This window comes from Luteimonas sp. 22616 (assembly GCF_052044325.1).
GTDB lineage: Bacteria > Pseudomonadota > Gammaproteobacteria > Xanthomonadales > Xanthomonadaceae > Luteimonas.
Genome location: NZ_JBQEMW010000001.1, coordinates 218,498 through 234,369 on the forward strand (window position 1 = coordinate 218,498; position 15,872 = coordinate 234,369).

16 protein-coding genes are annotated in these 15,872 nt (G+C 68.8%); 6 read left to right on the forward strand and 10 right to left on the reverse strand.

All coding sequences use genetic code 11. The features are described from left to right. Positions 1-124 precede the first annotated feature (124 nt). The 3 genes from ACTJIL_RS00955 to ahpC all read right to left on the reverse strand — a co-directional run bounded on the left by ACTJIL_RS00955 (position 125) and on the right by ahpC (position 3,442). Positions 125-1,078 (reverse strand): LysR substrate-binding domain-containing protein, encoded by a 954-nt coding sequence (locus tag ACTJIL_RS00955; RefSeq protein ID WP_440753742.1) that lies wholly within the window; start codon positions 1,076-1,078, stop codon positions 125-127. A gap of 33 nt (positions 1,079-1,111) precedes the next feature. Continuing rightward, a complete protein-coding gene (ahpF, locus tag ACTJIL_RS00960) occupies positions 1,112-2,710 on the reverse strand; it encodes an alkyl hydroperoxide reductase subunit F (RefSeq protein WP_440753743.1) in 1,599 nt (532 codons plus the stop codon). A gap of 168 nt (positions 2,711-2,878) precedes the next feature. Then, positions 2,879-3,442, reverse strand: coding sequence for an alkyl hydroperoxide reductase subunit C (gene ahpC, locus ACTJIL_RS00965; protein WP_440753744.1), 564 nt, complete (start codon positions 3,440-3,442; stop codon positions 2,879-2,881). Between the two features lie 347 nt (positions 3,443-3,789). Here ahpC and prmC point away from each other — a divergent pair, with 347 nt between their 5' ends. Beyond that, positions 3,790-4,641: a peptide chain release factor N(5)-glutamine methyltransferase gene (gene prmC, locus ACTJIL_RS00970; RefSeq protein ID WP_440753745.1), complete on the forward strand. Its 852-nt coding sequence runs from the start codon at positions 3,790-3,792 to the stop codon at positions 4,639-4,641. A gap of 89 nt (positions 4,642-4,730) precedes the next feature. Then, a complete protein-coding gene (gene pip, locus ACTJIL_RS00975; RefSeq protein ID WP_440753746.1) occupies positions 4,731-5,672 on the forward strand; it encodes a prolyl aminopeptidase in 942 nt (313 codons plus the stop codon). Positions 5,673-5,890: 218 nt separating this feature from the next. Here the strand turns inward: pip and ACTJIL_RS00980 are convergent, their stop codons facing one another. The 4 genes from ACTJIL_RS00980 to ACTJIL_RS00995 form a co-directional block, all read right to left on the reverse strand. Beyond that, positions 5,891-6,448, reverse strand: a complete 558-nt coding sequence (locus ACTJIL_RS00980; protein WP_440753747.1) for an NUDIX hydrolase — start codon at positions 6,446-6,448, stop codon at positions 5,891-5,893. Between the two features lie 204 nt (positions 6,449-6,652). Beyond that, positions 6,653-6,982: a hypothetical protein gene (locus tag ACTJIL_RS00985; RefSeq protein ID WP_440753748.1), complete on the reverse strand. Its 330-nt coding sequence runs from the start codon at positions 6,980-6,982 to the stop codon at positions 6,653-6,655. 44 nt (positions 6,983-7,026) lie between these two features. Next, on the reverse strand, positions 7,027-7,932 hold the full coding sequence (locus tag ACTJIL_RS00990) for a 5'-3' exonuclease (protein ID WP_440753749.1): 906 nt from the start codon (positions 7,930-7,932) through the stop codon (positions 7,027-7,029). A gap of 118 nt (positions 7,933-8,050) precedes the next feature. Then, positions 8,051-8,668, reverse strand: a complete 618-nt coding sequence (locus tag ACTJIL_RS00995; protein ID WP_440753750.1) for a nitroreductase family protein — start codon at positions 8,666-8,668, stop codon at positions 8,051-8,053. A 63-nt stretch (positions 8,669-8,731) separates the two neighbouring features. On the opposite strand from ACTJIL_RS00995, the gene ACTJIL_RS01000 reads away from it, so the two are divergent. Further along, a complete protein-coding gene (locus ACTJIL_RS01000) occupies positions 8,732-11,200 on the forward strand; it encodes a DUF1631 family protein (protein ID WP_440753751.1) in 2,469 nt (822 codons plus the stop codon). A 111-nt stretch (positions 11,201-11,311) separates the two neighbouring features. Further along, positions 11,312-12,409 (forward strand): NAD(P) transhydrogenase subunit alpha, encoded by a 1,098-nt coding sequence (locus tag ACTJIL_RS01005; protein WP_440753752.1) that lies wholly within the window; start codon positions 11,312-11,314, stop codon positions 12,407-12,409. Positions 12,410-12,538: 129 nt separating this feature from the next. Here the strand turns inward: ACTJIL_RS01005 and ACTJIL_RS01010 are convergent, their stop codons facing one another. From ACTJIL_RS01010 to ACTJIL_RS01020, 3 genes are read right to left on the reverse strand one after another with little or no spacing between them, the layout of a single operon-like run. Next, the gene (locus ACTJIL_RS01010; RefSeq protein ID WP_440753753.1) at positions 12,539-12,973 is read right to left on the reverse strand and encodes a DUF3106 domain-containing protein; all 435 of its coding nucleotides are present in this window, start codon (positions 12,971-12,973) and stop codon (positions 12,539-12,541) included. Positions 12,974-12,976: 3 nt separating this feature from the next. Further along, complete coding sequence (locus ACTJIL_RS01015; RefSeq protein WP_440753754.1) at positions 12,977-13,333, reverse strand: hypothetical protein; 357 nt, start codon at positions 13,331-13,333, stop codon at positions 12,977-12,979. Continuing rightward, positions 13,330-13,842: an RNA polymerase sigma factor gene (locus ACTJIL_RS01020; RefSeq protein ID WP_440755808.1), complete on the reverse strand. Its 513-nt coding sequence runs from the start codon at positions 13,840-13,842 to the stop codon at positions 13,330-13,332. Before ACTJIL_RS01020 ends, ACTJIL_RS01015 begins: the two co-directional genes overlap by 4 nt. Before the next feature lie 313 nt (positions 13,843-14,155). Between ACTJIL_RS01020 and ACTJIL_RS01025 the strand changes: the two genes are divergently transcribed. Beyond that, entirely contained in the window at positions 14,156-14,467 is a 312-nt protein-coding gene (locus ACTJIL_RS01025; RefSeq protein ID WP_440753755.1) for an NAD(P) transhydrogenase subunit alpha, read from the forward strand. A 23-nt stretch (positions 14,468-14,490) separates the two neighbouring features. Continuing rightward, a complete protein-coding gene (locus tag ACTJIL_RS01030) occupies positions 14,491-15,867 on the forward strand; it encodes an NAD(P)(+) transhydrogenase (Re/Si-specific) subunit beta (protein WP_440755809.1) in 1,377 nt (458 codons plus the stop codon). The last annotated feature ends 5 nt before the right edge of the window (positions 15,868-15,872 follow it).

Genomic DNA, 15,872 nt, shown 5'->3' on the forward strand with positions numbered 1-15,872 from the left:
TCGCGGCGTGGATCAAAAGATCGTGGCTGAAACCGCTCCCGCAAGGGAGTGCGAGGCGTCTGCCATGGGGTGCTTGCGCAAGCCTGGATCGCTTCGCGGCACCGCCTTCGCTGTCATCGCAAACTCACGCGCCGGAAGCGCCAGGTGCGTGGGTGTACAGGGTTCCGGCGTCGGCGGCGGGCACGAGCAGGTCGGGCGGGAGTTGCCGGAACACGTCGGCAAGCTGCTCCAGGAAGCCGGCCATCGCCGAACTCCTGCGCCAGACCATCGCAATCCGGCGGCTCGGCGGCGGGTCGCGGAAGCGGACCAGGCGGATGTTCTCCGAACGGGCGACCGGTGGCTTGACCGCCAGCGTCGGAAGCAGGGTCACGCCGACATCGGCCGCGACCATCTGCCGCAACGTCTCGAGACTGGTGGCCTGGAACTCGCCCTTCTCGCTGGCGCCGGACATGTGGCAGACGTCGAGCGCCTGCTCGCGCAGGCAGTGGCCGTCGGCCAGCAGCAGCAGGCGTTCGTCGGCGAGATCGCGCAGCGACAGCGAATCGCGCTGCGCCAGGGCATGCGCTTCCGGCACCGCCAGCACGAAGGGCTCCTCGAACAGGAATTCGACGTGCAACTGGTCGTCGTTGACCGGCAGCGCCAGCAGTGCCGCATCGAGCCGGCCTTCGTGCAGGCGCGCAAGCAGCACGTCGCTCTTCTCCTCGACCAGCAGCAGCTCCAGCTGCGGGAAGCGTGCGCGGATGTTGGGCACCACGTGCGGCAGCAGGTAGGGGCCGAGCGTGGGGAACATGCCCAGCGTGACCGTGCCGGCTTCGGGGTCGCGGCTGCGGCGCGCAGCCTCGCGCATCTGCTCGATGTCGGCGACGACGCGGCGCGCGCGCGCGGCGACGTCGCGCCCGGCGGGAGTCAGCATCACCTTGCGCGGCGCGCGTTCGACCAGCGGCACGCCCAGCTCCTCCTCCAGCTTGCGGATCTGGGTGGAGAGCGTGGGCTGGCTGACGAAGCACGCCGCGGCGGCGCGGCCGAAGTGCAGGTGCTCGGCGAGGGCGACGAAGTACTTGAGGTCACGCAGGTTCATGGGGTTCCTCCGCTTCATGCCGCTGGGCTTGCGTCACGCGGCTTCGGCCTCTGCCTCTGCCTCGGTCTTCCCGGCCGGGCTGCTGGTGCGGATCAGGTGGTCGAACGCGCTCAGCGCGGCCTTGGCGCCATCGCCCATCGCAGTGACGATCTGCTTGTACGGCGTGGTAGTCGCATCGCCGGCCGCGAACACGCCCGGCAGCGACGTGCGGCCCGCCGCATCGACCTCGATCTCGCCGCGCGGCGAGAGCTGCAGCGTGCCCTTGAGCCACTCGGTATTGGGCAGCAGGCCGATCTGCACGAACACGCCCTCCAGTTCCAGTCGATGGCTGTCGCCACCGGCGCGGTCGCGATAGACCAGGCCGTTGACGCGACCGCCGTCGCCCAGCACCTCGAGCGTTTGCGCCGAGGTAATGATGCGCACGTTGTCCAGGCTGCGCAGCTTGCGCTGCAGCACCTCGTCGGCGCGCAGCTTGTCGTCGAACTCGATCAGGGTGACGTGCTTGACCAGGCCGGCCAGGTCGATGGCCGCTTCCACGCCGGAGTTGCCGCCGCCGATCACCGCCACCCGCTTGCCCTTGAACAGCGGGCCGTCGCAGTGCGGGCAGTAGGCCACGCCCTTGTTGCGGTACTGGTCTTCGCCGGGCACGCCCATCTGCCGCCAGCGGGCGCCGGTGGACAGCACCACCGAGCGCGCGCGCAGCGAGGCGCCGCTTTCCAGCTTCACCGTGGTGATGCCGTCGGCGTCCTGCTCCAGCGCCTGCGCGCGCTGCAGGTTCATGATGTCGACCTCGTACTGGCGCACGTGCTGCTCCATCTGCGCGGCCAGCTTCGGGCCCTCGGTTTCCTGCACCGAGACGAAGTTCTCGATCGCCATCGTGTCCAGCACCTGGCCGCCGAAACGCTCGGCGACCACGCCAGTACGGATGCCCTTGCGCGCGGCATACACCGCCGCCGCGGCGCCGGCCGGACCGCCGCCGACCACTAGCACCTCGAACGGCGCCTTCGCATTGATCGCCGCGGCCTCGCGCGCTGCGGCGCCGGTGTCGAGCTTCGCCACGATCTGCTCCAGGCTCATCCGGCCCTGGTCGAACAGTTCGCCGTTGAGGTAGACAGACGGCACCGACAGGATCTCGCGCGCCTCGACCTCGGCCTGGAACAGCGCGCCGTCGATGGCGACGTGGTGGATGTTGGGGTTCAGCACCGCGGCCAGGTTCAGCGCCTGGACCACGTCCGGGCAGTTCTGGCACGACAGCGAGAAGTAGGTTTCGAAGCGGTACTCGCCGTCGAGCGCGCGCACCTGCTCGAGCAGTTCCGGCGCGGCCTTGGACGGGTGCCCGCCGACCTGCAGCAGGGCGAGCACCAGCGAGGTGAATTCGTGGCCCAGCGGGAGGCCGGCGAAGCGCAGGTCGATGTCGTGGCCCGGCGAGGTGATCGCGAACGAGGGCTTGCGCTGGTCGTCGTCGCGGCGCACCTCGACGCTGACCTTGTCCGACAGTGTGCGGATGTCCTCCAGCAATTCCAGCAGTTCGCGTGACTTGTCGCCGTCGTCGACCGAGGCGACCAGCACGACCGGGCGCACCAGGCGCTCCAGGTAGGCGGCGAGTTGGGTCTTCAGGTCGTCGTCGAGCATGGCTTCGGATCTCCGTCAAAAAGGCAAACGCGTGGCGTGCGTCCTGCGCGGGCAGGTCGCCTCCGGCGTGGGGGTGGACCGCAAACCGCGCCGGCAGGCACGGGTTCCGGTCCATCCCCACCCCCGCGGTGCGGGGATGGGAACGGGGTTGCCGAATCGAGGGCCGACTTAGATCTTGCCGACCAGGTCCAGCGACGGCTTCAGGGTCTTCTCGCCTTCCTTCCACTTGGCCGGGCAGACCTCGCCCGGGTGTGCGGCGACGTACTGCGCGGCCTTGACCTTGCGCAGCAGTTCCAGCGCGTCACGGCCGATGCCCTCGGCGGTGATCTCGACGGCCTGGATCACGCCCTGCGGGTCGATGATGAAGGTGCCGCGGTCGGCCAGGCCGACGCCCGGGCGCATCACTTCAAAGTTGTTGGTGATGGTGCCGGTGGGATCGCCGATCATCGCGTACTTGATCTTGCCGATCGCGTCGGAGGTGTCGTGCCACGCCTTGTGCGAGAAATGGGTGTCGGTGGACACGCTGTAGATCTCGACGCCAAGCTTCTTGAATTCGTCGTGGTTGAGGGCCAGGTCCTCGAGCTCGGTCGGGCAGACGAAGGTGAAGTCGGCGGGGTAGAACACCACCACGGACCACTTGCCTTTCAGGTCGGCGTCGGTGACTTCGATGAATTCGCCGTTCTGGTAGGCGGTGGCCCGGAAAGGCTTGATTTCGGTATTGATGACGGACATGGGGTTCCTCGGTTGGTTGCAGGAAAAGGCCGGCGGCTGCCGGCGTCGACGCATAGATTAGGTGTTGCCTATTGATATGTAAAATTGATTATATCGATTCTATCGATAGGTTCAACCTATCGAATGTCCAGAATCTGCAGATCCTTCCGCCAAGCCTTCGGCGATCTTAATTTTTTTCATAAGTTATTGATTGTATGGAACCTAGAGCATGAACTTGGGTTATCCGCTCGCCAACGCTGCGTCCGAATGCGCCGTTGCCCGTGGATCAGGCCGGGCAGCCGGCCCGTGTTTCGATAGGCGCTTCCTGGCCTTGGCCCCGCTGCCTGTCGCCCGTGAGGTGGAACGCAATGACTGACGGAAGCGGCCCGGAAGCATCGGCCGACGCCTGCCTGCGCGCGGCCCGGGCGCACGTCGAGGTCGGCGAGGCCGCATTGCTGCTGGCGCACGTGCTCGGCCGCAGCCGCGGCTGGCTGTACGCGCATGGCGATGCGCCGGTGCCGGCGCCGGACCTGGCCCGCTTCGAACAGTTGGTCGCACGCCGCGCCGCTGGTGAGCCGGTGGCCTACCTGCTGGGGACGCGCGGTTTCTGGCGCTTCGATCTGGCGGTCACGCCGGACACCCTGATTCCGCGCCCGGAGACCGAGTTGCTGGTCGAGCTCGCGCTGGCCCGGATTCCCGCGCAGTCGGCCGCGCAGGTGGCCGACCTGGGCACCGGCAGCGGTGCGATCGCACTGGCCATCGCCAGCGAACGCCCGCAGGCCCGGGTGGTCGCTGTCGACATCAGCGGCGACGCGCTGGAGGTGGCGCGCGGCAATGCCGCCGCGCTCGACCTCGACAACGTCGAGTTCCGTCGCGGCGACTGGCTGTCACCGCTGGCCGGCGAACGCTGCGACCTGATCGCCAGCAACCCGCCCTACATTGCCGAAGGCGACGCGCACCTGGCGCAGGGCGACCTGCGCTTCGAGCCGCGCGGCGCGCTGGCCTCGGGCGCCGACGGACTCGAGGCAATTCGCATCATCGCCGCCGCCGCGCCCGCTCACCTGCGCGACGGCGGCTGGCTGCTGGTCGAACACGGCTGGGAACAGGGCGCGGCCGTGCGCGCGCTGTTCGAGGCCGCCGGCCTTGTCGATGTCGCGACCGAGCCCGACCTCGAGCAACGCGACCGCGTCACGCTCGGCTGCAATCGATTGGTCCGCTGACCTTTCAGGAGCGGCGGAAGCCGCTCCCGCAAGGCACCGCGGAATCGGCTGCTAGACTCGTCCGACGTTTTTTTCGACGGATTCCACGCATGCGCACGCTCTATCCCGAGATCGAACCCTTCGACACCGGCAAGCTCGAAGTCGACAGCCGCCACACGCTTTACTACGAACAGTGCGGCAACCCGGACGGCAAGCCGGTGGTGCTGCTGCACGGTGGCCCCGGTGGCGGCTGCAGCGCCAAGATGCGGCGTTTCCACGATCCGGCCAAGTACCGCATCGTGCTGTTCGACCAGCGCGGCAGCGGCCGTTCCACGCCGCACGCGGACCTCACCGACAACACCACCTGGGACCTGGTCGACGACATCGAAAAGCTGCGCGTGAAGCTCGGCGTCGACAAGTGGCAGGTGTTCGGTGGTTCCTGGGGCTCGACCTTGGCGCTGGCCTACGCGGAAATGCATCCCAAGCGCGTCACCGAGCTGGTGCTGCGCGGCATCTTCATGCTGCGGCGCTGGGAGCTGGAGTGGTTCTACCAGGAAGGTGCGTCGCGGCTGTTCCCCGACGCGTGGGAGCACTACATCACGGCGATCCCGCCGGTCGAACGCCACGACCTGATCTCCGCCTTCCACCGCCGCCTGACCAGCGACGACGAAGCGGTGCGCCTGGCCGCCGCGCGCGCATGGAGCGTGTGGGAAGGCGCGACCAGCTTCCTGCACATCGATCCCGATTTCGCCAGCAGCCATGCCGATCCCCGCTTCGCGCTGGCTTTCGCGCGGATCGAAAACCACTACTTCGTCAACGGCGGCTTCTTCGAGGTCGACGACCAATTGCTGCGCGATGCGCCGAAGATCGCCGACATCCCCGGCATCATCGTCCACGGCCGCTACGACGTGGTCTGCCCGATCCAGAACGCCTGGGACCTGCACAAGGCCTGGCCGAAGGCGGAGCTGGCGATCTCGCCCGCGTCCGGTCATTCCGCGTTCGAGCCGGAGAACGTCGACGCGCTGGTGCGGGCGACGGACGGCTTCGCCTGAGGCGCGCGGCTCGCGTCCCCTTGCCCTGATAGGGGTGGCTTCGGCCACGAGCTTTTGCTCCCTCCCCTGCGAAGGCAGGGGAGGGTTGGGGAGGGGTGCCTTTCAGCAGCGCCGCGAACCGTGGACACCCCCTCCCTACCTCCCCCTGCCTTCGCAGGGGGAGGGGCCAAAGCAAAGGCTCGCGGCTGAAGCCGCTCCTGCAAGATCAAAATCGCGGTTCAATCCGCCGGCGAGCCATCCGGGTTGTGCTCGATCATCCACAGCCCGGCCCAGAGCTTGAGGTCGAGCTCGTAGCCTTCAGCGTACTTTTGCATCAGCCACGCCGGCGCCTGCGCACGGGGGATGCTGTGCACGGTGATGTTCTCATCGGCCACGCCGCCGCCGTCGCCGACCTTCTTCAGATCGCGCGCGCGGGCGAAGGCGATGCGTTCGTTGCTCATGCCGGCGGTGGTGGGGCCGACCAGCAGCACGTCGATGCGGCCGGCGTCCCAGCCGGTCTCCTCGATCAGCTCCCGGCGCGCGGCGCTTTCCAGGGTGTCGCTGGCGTCGTCGTCGCCGACCAGGCCGGCCGGCATTTCGATCGTCTTCGCGCCCAGCGGCACGCGGTACTGCTCGACGAACAGCACGTGGTCGTCTGGCGTCACTGCGATCACCAGCACCGCCAGGCCGTCCTTGCCGTGGGTGCGTTCGCAGGACTCCCACTGGCCGCGCTTGACCATGCGCAGCCATTCGCCTTGGTAGAGGAGTTCTGGCGCTTCTTTGGAGGTGTCGTTCATCCAAGGATCGTACCGCGGCGAGGTTGGAAGTGGGTTGCAGCTGTCGTCGTCAGTCGGGTGACCTGTGGTTTACCTTTTGCGGCCGCCAAGCCCCCCGCCTGCGGGAGAAGAGCCTGTCTCGCGAAAGCGGGGGCGGCGCGAAGCGTCGGATGTGGGGGCGAGCAGGGCGAGCTGCCTTTCCGTGGGGCTTCCGTGCCTGCAAGATCAAAAGCGTTTCGCGCCGTGACGGCGCGAGTCACCTTTCTTTGCTTGTGCAAAGAAACGTGACCCAAAGAAACACACCCCGCCTGCGCGCCCGGCGCTGCGCACCGGGTCCGCGGAGCCGGCGGGATTTTCCGAAGGGGCATCCTGCCCCTGCGGAAAACGCCGCACATCCATGTGCGGCGCCCTGCGGGTCTTGTCCACCGCCTCCGCCGCTACGGAGGGGCCCCGAGAGTCAAGGTCAGCATCAACAGCAAAACCAAAACCAAAACCAAAATCCGACAGGCCTTGTGGGAGCGGCTGCAGCCGCAAGCTTTTGATTTCGCCGGGCACCGATGCAGAAAACTCGCGGCTGAAGCCGTTCCCACGAATTTGGTCTAGGCGCCCGGCGCGAACTCGACGCCGGCCGCGGTTTGCAGTCGGCGCCGTGTCATCGGTCCGAAGCGCATCGCCTCGCACAGCGCGAGCAGGATCGGGGCGTCGGCCTCGCCGCGCACGAACGGCGGCGCGGCGCCGGACAGCGGTGCGTCCAGCGCGATGGTGGACAGTTGTCGGCACAGCAGCGCCTGTTCGCGGTGCAGGCGGAGCTTCGCCCCGGCCTGGGCCGCGCCGCGGAAGCGCAGGAACTCGATTTCGTCGATCCGTTCCAGCAGCGCGTCGAGGCTGTCGAAATGGGCCAGCAGCACCGCCGCGGTCTTGGCGCCGATGCCGGGGACGCCGGGGATGTTGTCGACCGCGTCGCCGCTCAGCGCGAGGTAGTCGGCGATCTGCCGCGCTTCCACGCCATGCCGGGCCTTGACCCCGGCCATGCCCCAACGCTGGTTGCGGCCGAAATCCCACTGCTCATCGTGTTCGCCGAGCAGCTGCGACAGGTCCTTGTCGGCCGAGACGATCACGCCGCGGTGGCCGTGCGCGCGCGCCTGGTGCAGGGCGCTGCCGATCAGGTCGTCGGCTTCGTAATCCGAGTGCGACAGCGACACCAGGCCGAGCGCGTCGCACAGCGCGCGGCAGTACGCGAACTGGCGCTTGAGCGCCGGCGGCGCCGGGTCGCGGTTGGCCTTGTAGGCGGGATAGATCGCGTTGCGGAAACAGGTGTCCAGCGCCTCGTCGAAGGCGACGACGATGTGCTTCGGGCGTTCGCGTTCCAGCAGTTCGAGCAGGAAGCGGGCGAAGCCGTGCACGGCGTTGGTGGGCCAGCCGTCGGCGTCGTGGAACTCGTCGGGCATCGAATGCCAGGCGCGGAACACGTAGAGGCTGGCGTCGATGAGGTAGAGGGGTTTCATGGGTTCGATGTAACACAGGCGGCCATCGCTGGCGCGACTTCACAGGCTTCGGAACGCCGGGCCCGGCCATCGATGGCCGGGCATTCGCCACCGCAGCCGATACCGACAGGGCAACCCGCTAGGCGCGATCGCCCACCCAATCGGTGAGCAGGGTGCGCGCGTCGGGGCGCTCGCGTTCGGGCACTGTCATCGTCGGAGTGCCGATGTGGACGAAGCCAACGACGCGTTCGTGTTCGCCCATTCCCAGCAACGCATGCACGTTCGGGTCGTAGGCCGGCCAGCCGGTCAGCCAGTTCGCGCCGAAGCCCAGCGCCTGCGCGGCCTGCAGCAATGCGAAACAGGCACAGCCGGCGCTGAGCAGGCGCTCCTGTTCAGGAATCCTGGCATCGGCGGGGTCGAGCACCGCCAGCACCGCGATCACTAGCGGCGCATGGCTGAAACGGTGGCGGTCCTTGTCGATCGCGCCGTCGCCCGCCTGCGGGTCTCGCTGCACGGTGAGCGCGGCCAACGCCTCGCCCAGCGCGAGGCGTGCATCGCTGGCGATGCGCAGGAAGCGGAACGGCACGCGCTTGCCGTGGTCGGGCACGCGCGAAGCCGATTGCAGCATGCGCAGCAAGGTGGCATCGTCCGGGCCCGGCATGCCAAGCTGTCGGGCCGGAACGGAGCGGCGCGCATCGAGCGGTTCGAGCGCAGAAAAAAGCCTGTTTTGGCTATTTGCGGTGTTGGTCACAGACATGAAGCTCCACTTAACGGATCGTATTCAGCTCGGGCATTCCGCCTACGCGCATTGTCCCCCGAAATGACGCAACTCGACGACCTCAATTCGCTGGCCACACCGACGCGTCACCGCGCAGGAAGCGAGGCGGTGCGCGTCTACGAAGCGTTCAAGCGCCATGCGCTCACCGAGATGGCGGGTGTCCTGTCGGGGTTCTGGGGCAGCATCGAGGAACAGGTGCGGCTGGCGGCATTGGCCGGCCACGACTACAGCGCCAACCAGGATGATCGCGTGGCGATCACCGCGCTGCACCAGCGGGCGCTGGAACTGGCGACGCGCTACCGCGATGCGATCGAGCGCGAGTTCGCGCGCTGGCTGGATCCGAAACCGCCCCAGGCGCTGGAAAAGTCGCTGAGCCTGATGTCCGAGGCCGAGCTGGAAATCCACCTGGCCGGGCAGCAGACCACCGAATTGCTCGACCACCAGTTCCTGCATCCGCTGGAGATGATGGACGAACGCCTGCAGTCGCTGGCCAATGCGCTGGGCGCGCACGGCAAGCGCGCCAATCCGATGCGGCCGGAGGCGGCGGTCGCCGCATTCACCGGCCTGTTCGAGCACGACGACCTGAGTCCCGGCTTGCGCACGATGGTGTTCCGGCTGCACGAGAAGCGCCTGCCGCACGCCCTGGGCACGATCTACGAACGCACCAATGCCGCGCTCGAAGCGGCCGGGTTCGGCGGGATGGGCGCCGGTGCCAAGCAGCCGCGCTACCCCGGGCGGGTCGTGCAGGCGCCGCCGGCATCCTCGGGTGGCCGCGCCAATGCCGGCGCCGGCGCCGGCGATGAACTCTGGGTGCCGGACGGTGGCGTAGTCGAACACATGCAGGGTTTCATGCCGCCCGGTGCAGGTGGGCAGCCCGGGCAGGTCATGGCCGGGCCGATGGCGATGCAGATGCCGATGATGCCGGCGGGGGCGAAGGGTGCCGTGGGGCCGGTCGCGGCGCAGTCCTTCGGTGCATCCATCGCCTCGCAGGTCGCCGCCGCGGGCGGGGCGATGCCACAGCAGGCGCCGGACTTCGCCGGGCGCGTGCCGCGCTACCGCGACGTCGTCCGCGAACAGCTGCGCACCTGGCGCACACGCCAGGCCGAGGCGAGCGAACTGGCTGCGCGCCAGGCCGCGGAACACGCCGCTGCCGATGCCGCGAACCACGTGCTGGGAACCGAAGACCTGCTCAACGTCGCGCGCATGCTGCAGGGCGACGACCCGGCGCCGTTCGTGCGCGCGCTTTCCGGTGAAAGCGGCTATGCCCTGGCAGGCGCGCTGCGCGAGGAGATCCTCGACGGCATCCGCCAGCTCGGCTTCGATCCCGAGGACACCGCGCTGAGCACCGACGAACAAGACGCGATCGACCTGGTCGGCATCCTGTTCCAGTCGCTGGTCGAGGCCAACGAACTGATGCAGCGCGCCCGCACCATGTACGGGCGGCTGGTGGTGCCTTACCTGAAGATCGCGCTGACCGACGACTCGATGTTCAACCGCCGCAGCCATCCGGCGCGGCGCCTGCTCGACGTGCTCACCGAGGCCTGCGACGGCAATGCCGGCGACACGCCGCAGGATCGCGAGATGCTCGATCGCGCCGAGCAGGCGGTCGATCGCGTCGTCGCCGAGTACGACGACGACCAGGCGATCTTCGAACTGGCCGCCACCGAACTGCGCGACCAGCTCGACCAGCAGCGCAAGCGTTCCGAACTGGCCGAGAAGCGCACCGCCGAGGCGATCCACGGACGTGAACGCCTGCAGCATGCGCGCCGCGCCGCCGAAGGCCTGGTGGCCTCGCGCGTGGCCGATCGCCCGTTGACCGAGGCGATTTCGAATTTCCTCGACGGCCAGTGGCGCCATTACCTCACCCAGACCTGGCTGCGCGACGGCGCCGATTCGGCGCGGCACCACGCGGCGATCGCGCTGGGCGACGCGATGGTCCAGGTCGATACCGATGCCGCGCACGCCCGCGGCGCGGCGGTGGCCGACCAGTTGCTCGCGCTGCAGGCGCCGCTGGTGGATTGCTATTCGAGCTGCGGGCTCGATGCCGGCAGCGCGCGCGACTCGATGGCGCGCATCATCGCCGCACTCGGCTTGCCCGACACCATGCGCAAGGTGCACGTGCCGCGTGCCGACGAAGGCGGGGTCGACACCATCGACGACGAACAGAAGCCGCCGATCCTGCGCGTGGTGGGCGGCCATGACGCGCTCGAGTTCGACCCGGCCATCGCCGCGCGCATGCGCCGCCTGCGTCCGGGCCAGGGCCTGCGCCTGGTCGACGAAGAGGGTCGCGAGACCGCCGCGCGCGTGGCCTGGATCAGCCCGCTGACGTCGCGGCTGCTGATCGTCAATCGTCGCGGCGCACGCAAGATGGTGGTGTCGCCGGAAGAGCTGGCGGTGCTGGTCGGCAACGGCCAGGCGATCGTGCGTTCGGTGGACGCGCCGTTCGACGAGGCGATGAAGCAGCTCTGGCAACGCCTCAACGAAGTGCCGGCGGCGGCAGCGGTCAACTGACCCGCCGAAGCCGGGTGCCGGCATGTACCGCCGCTCCCCGGCGCACCGACGCAATCGCACCGCCGCGGGCGATTCGCTACGATGGCGAACGACCGGACCTCGGAGCCAGGCATGACAGTGACGATCGGAATCGCGCGCGAGACCGCGCCCGGTGAGCGGCGCGTCGCCGTCACCCCGGAAACCTGCAGGAAGCTTGTCGCCGCCGGTGCCACGGTGCGCGTCGAACGCGGACTGGGTGATGGCGCGCACTTCCCGGACGCCGCCTATACCGAAGCCGGCGCGCAGCTTGTCGACGGCGTCGACGAGGCGCTGGCGCAGGCCGATGTCGCGCTGTGCGTGCAGCCGCCGGACCCCGCGACGATCGCGCGCCTGAAGCAAGGCGCGGTACTGGTCGGCAGCCTGCAACCGGACGCCGACCCGGCGCGCGCGGAGGCGCTGCGTGCGAACGCGGTCGTCGCCTTCCCGCTCGAACGCCTGCCGCGCACCACCCGCGCCCAGGCGATGGACATCCTCAGCTCGCAGGCCGGCATGGCCGGTTACAAGGCGGTGCTGATCGGCGCGCAGCTGGCGCCGCGGTTCTTCCCGATGCTGACCACCGCGGCCGGCACGATCCGGCCGTCGAAGGTGTTGATCGTCGGCGCCGGCGTCGCCGGCCTGCAGGCGGTGGCCACCGCCAGGCGCCTGGGGGCGCAGGTCGAGTGCTTCGACGTGCGCCCCGAAACCCGCGAACAGATCGAATCGCTCGGCGGCAAGTTCCTCGACCTGGGCGTCAGCGCCGCGGGCGAGGGCGGCTATGCGCGCCAGCTCACTGACGAGGAGCGCGCCGAGCAGCAGCGCCGGCTGGGCGAGCATCTCAAGGGCATCGACGTCATCGTCTGCACCGCCGCGGTGCCGGGGCGCCCGGCGCCGAAGATCATTTCCGCGGCGATGGTGGCCGGGATGAAGCCGGGCAGCGTGATCGTCGACCTGGCAGCGGAAACCGGTGGCAACTGCGAGTTGACGCAACCCGGGCAGACCGTCGAACACGGTGGCGTGGTCATCGCCGGCCCCTTGAACCTGGCCAGCAGCGGCGCGCTGCACGCCAGCGAGATGTACGCGCGCAACGTCTTCAATTTCGTCGCGCTGCTGCTCAAGGACGGCGCGCTGGGTTTCGACTGGAACGACGAGCTGCTCGCGAAGACCGTCTGGCCGGAGCCGCCTGCCGCCTGATCCCTCGTGCCCTTGCAGGAGCGGCTTCAGTCGCGAGTTCTTCGAACGGCGACGTCGTCCTGGAAAAGCTCGCGGCTGAAGCCGCTCCTGCAGATGCGAAAAAGCGCTGGCCGGTTCGTGGAAGCCGGCTCAGCGCTCGGCCGGCGGCGGGTTCTGCTCGACCCACTGGCGCCGCTGTTCGGTCGTCATCTTGTGCCAGCGGTCGCGCAGTTCCTTGCGCTGTTCGGACGACATGCCGCGCATCCGTTGGAACAGCGCGCGCGCCTGTTCGCGCTGTTCGGGGTCCATGTGGCGCCAGCGCTTCATGCCGCGATGCGCGCGCTCGCGCTGCTCCGGGGTCATGTCCTGCCAGCGCCGGGCGTGTTCGTACATGCGCGCGCGTTTTTCCGGGTTGTCGTTCCAGCGGGCGCGCATCGGCGCGATGAGGGCGTCGCGCTGGGCCTGGGTGAGCTGTTCCCAGGCCGGCATCGGCGTGGCCTGGTCCGCGGCCACCTGCGGCGGCGAGGCAAGCGCGCTGCAGGGCAGCAGCAGGGCGAGGAGGACGAGTGTCGTGAAGCTGCGCATGGCTTACTCCATGGCCAGGGCGTAGGCGTCGTTGGACGCCAGCCACAGGTAGAGGTCGGGATTTTCGTCGAGCGCGAGGTCGATGTCCTCGCCGCTGTCGGCGACGGCGGTGGTCGCCGGTGTTGCCGGCAAGGGGAGCGGTTCGTGCCGCAGCTGCAGGCCGACCATCAGCGCCAGCACGGCGGCGAACGAGGCCGCCAGCGGCCAGCCGAAGCGTCGCGATGCGGGTCGGGCAGGCGATGCCGTGCGCGGAAGCTGCTGCAGCTGCAGTCGCGTGCGCCCGGAAATCCGCTCGGTGGCGGTCCCGTGCAGTTGCCGCATCGCCGCATCGAAGCGTGCGTCGCGGTTGTCGTGGTTCATGCGAAATCCTCCAGTTGCCGTTGCAGCGCCGCGCGTGCGCGCGACAGGTGGGTCTTCACGGAGCCCTCGCTGCATTTCATGATCCGCGCCGTGTCGGCGACATCGAATTCCTCCAGCACGCGCAGCGTGAATGCCTCGCGCTGGCGTCGCGGCAGCTCGCGCAGCGCCGCCACCAATCGTCCATAGGCTTCGCGCCCGTCGTGCGTGCGCGCCGGGCCGGGGCCGTCGTCGGCCCAGTCCAGGCTGGCGTCCTCGCCGCCGGGACCGGTGCTGCCCAGCCAGCCGAGCCGGAACGTGCGCCGCCGCTGCACGTCGATGATGCGGCTGCGCAAGATGCTCCAGAACAGCGGCGTCCATTCGTCCGCCGGCCGGTCGCGATAGGCCAGCATCTTCATCATCGCTTCCTGCACCGCGTCCATCGCGTCCTCGCGGTGGCGCAGGCCGGCCTCGGCGAAGCGGAACGCGCGCGCACCCACGCCGGCCAGGAAGCCGTCGAGGGTGACGGGCATCTGCGTGGCCGCGAGGCCTGCGACGGCAGGATCGACGATGGCGTTGGCATCGGTACTCACCAGACCGAGCTTAGCGGCAGGGCGGGCAACCGGGGCTGTCCCGGCCGCGGGCCGTCGTGCCGCGCGGCGGGGCGCGGCACTGGGCTGGCGGTCATGGAACGTGGCTTCGGGCATGTCATCGGGCGCTGCATGGCGTGGAGACTGCCATGGGAACGCGCCTGCGCCTGCCGGGTTGACAACGCCGGGCGGCAAGCGCGCCTGCGGTCCGCGTCCGGCCGGTTATGATGCGGGCAACCTGATGGGGAGAGCGGCGATGGGCGATGGTTTCGTGGCGCTTTACATCTTCATGCTGGCGGCGATCGCCGGCAACGTGATCATCTCGCGGGTGCCGGTGATCCTGCACACACCGCTGATGTCGGGCAGCAACTTCATCCACGGTATCGTCCTGATCGGCGCCATGGTCGTCCTCGGCCACGCCGACACCCCGCTGGAGAAGGTGATCGGCTTCGTCGCGGTGCTGCTCGGCGCGGGCAACGCCGCCGGCGGCTACGTGGTCACCGAGCGGATGCTGGACATGTTCAAGTCCAGCAAGAAACCCGCCGCGCAGTCGGAGGCCAAGCCGTGAGCTGGACGCTGCCGGAAGTGCTGATGCTGGTGGTCAAGGCGAGCTACCTGGTCGCCGCGACCCTGTTCCTGCTGGGCCTGCAGCGCATGGCCTCGCCGCTCACCGCGCGCAGCGGTATCCGCTGGGCCGGGCTGGGCATGGTGATCGCCACGGTGGCGACGCTGTTCCTGCCGGGGCTGCACAACCTCGGATTGATCGTCTCCGCGGCCGTGATCGGCATCGCGCTGACGTGGTTCTGGGGCAAGAAGGTCGCGATTACCGACATGCCGCAGATGGTGGCGCTGTTCAACGGCATGGGTGGCGGTTCGGCGGCGGCGATCGGTGCGGTCGAGCTGCTGCGGTTTGCCGGCGTGGGCGCCGCGCCGTCGAAGATCACGCTGGTGCTGGGCGTACTCGGTGCCCTGATCGGCTCGGTGTCGCTGTCGGGTTCGGTCATCGCGTGGGCCAAGCTCGACGGGCGCATGGACAAGCGCTACACGTTCCCGGGCCAGCAGCTGTTCAACGCCGCGGTCGCGATCGTGACGGTGGTGCTCGGCGGCATCGTCGTGCATTCGCTCGGCGTGCCGATGATCATTGCGTTCTTCATCGCGGCGCTCGCGCTGGGCGTGCTGATGACCTTGCCGATCGGCGGCGCCGACATGCCGGTGGTGATTTCGCTGTACAACGCGCTGACCGGCCTTGCGGTGGCGTTCGAAGGTTACGTGCTCGGCAACGAGGCGCTGATCATCGCCGGCATGATGGTCGGTGCGGCCGGCATGCTGCTGACGCGGCTGATGGCCAAGGCGATGAACCGCTCGATCAAGAGCGTGCTGTTCTCGAACTTCGGCGGTGGCGGCGAGGCCCAGGAAATTACCGGTTCGCAGAAACCGATCGAAGCCGGCGACGTCGCCGCGATGATGGCCTTCGCCGAACGCGTGGTGATCGTGCCCGGCTACGGCATGGCCGTGGCGCAGGCCCAGCACAAGATCTGGGAGTTGGCGAAGAAGCTGATGGAGCGCGGGGTGAAGGTGAAGTTCGCGATCCATCCCGTCGCCGGGCGCATGCCCGGGCACATGAACGTGCTGCTCGCCGAGGCCGGCGTGCCCTATGACCTGATCGTCGACATGGAAGACATCAACCCCGAATTCGCCAACACCGACGTCTCGCTGGTGATCGGCGCCAACGACGTGGTCAACCCGGTGGCGAAAACCGACCCGGCCTCGCCGATCTACGGCATGCCGATCCTCGACGTGGTGGATTCGAAGAACACCATCGTCATCAAGCGCGGCAAGGGCACCGGTTTCGCGGGCATCGAGAATGCGCTGTTCTACGCCGACAACACCCGCATGCTCTACGGCGACGGCGCGGAGATGGCGAGCGCGCTGGTCAGCGAACTCAAGGCGCTCGACGGCGGGCACTGACGAAC

What these genes read in the sequence shown, in the direction of transcription:
- ACTJIL_RS01005 (WP_440753752.1), top strand. Translation starts at nt 11,312, where the DNA reads ATGACAGTGACGATCGGAATCGCGCGCGAGACCGCGCCCGGTGAGCGG.
- ahpC (WP_440753744.1), bottom strand. Translation starts at nt 3,442, where the DNA reads ATGTCCGTCATCAATACCGAAATCAAGCCTTTCCGGGCCACCGCCTAC.
- pip (WP_440753746.1), top strand. Translation starts at nt 4,731, where the DNA reads ATGCGCACGCTCTATCCCGAGATCGAACCCTTCGACACCGGCAAGCTC.
- ACTJIL_RS01020 (WP_440755808.1), bottom strand. Translation starts at nt 13,842, where the DNA reads ATGCCCGTCACCCTCGACGGCTTCCTGGCCGGCGTGGGTGCGCGCGCG.
- ahpF (WP_440753743.1), bottom strand. Translation starts at nt 2,710, where the DNA reads ATGCTCGACGACGACCTGAAGACCCAACTCGCCGCCTACCTGGAGCGC.
- ACTJIL_RS01015 (WP_440753754.1), bottom strand. Translation starts at nt 13,333, where the DNA reads ATGAACCACGACAACCGCGACGCACGCTTCGATGCGGCGATGCGGCAA.
- ACTJIL_RS01000 (WP_440753751.1), top strand. Translation starts at nt 8,732, where the DNA reads ATGACGCAACTCGACGACCTCAATTCGCTGGCCACACCGACGCGTCAC.
- prmC (WP_440753745.1), top strand. Translation starts at nt 3,790, where the DNA reads ATGACTGACGGAAGCGGCCCGGAAGCATCGGCCGACGCCTGCCTGCGC.
- ACTJIL_RS00995 (WP_440753750.1), bottom strand. Translation starts at nt 8,668, where the DNA reads ATGTCTGTGACCAACACCGCAAATAGCCAAAACAGGCTTTTTTCTGCG.
- ACTJIL_RS01030 (WP_440755809.1), top strand. Translation starts at nt 14,491, where the DNA reads ATGCTGGTGGTCAAGGCGAGCTACCTGGTCGCCGCGACCCTGTTCCTG.
- ACTJIL_RS01010 (WP_440753753.1), bottom strand. Translation starts at nt 12,973, where the DNA reads ATGCGCAGCTTCACGACACTCGTCCTCCTCGCCCTGCTGCTGCCCTGC.
- ACTJIL_RS00990 (WP_440753749.1), bottom strand. Translation starts at nt 7,932, where the DNA reads ATGAAACCCCTCTACCTCATCGACGCCAGCCTCTACGTGTTCCGCGCC.
- ACTJIL_RS00955 (WP_440753742.1), bottom strand. Translation starts at nt 1,078, where the DNA reads ATGAACCTGCGTGACCTCAAGTACTTCGTCGCCCTCGCCGAGCACCTG.
- ACTJIL_RS00980 (WP_440753747.1), bottom strand. Translation starts at nt 6,448, where the DNA reads ATGAACGACACCTCCAAAGAAGCGCCAGAACTCCTCTACCAAGGCGAA.
- ACTJIL_RS01025 (WP_440753755.1), top strand. Translation starts at nt 14,156, where the DNA reads ATGGGCGATGGTTTCGTGGCGCTTTACATCTTCATGCTGGCGGCGATC.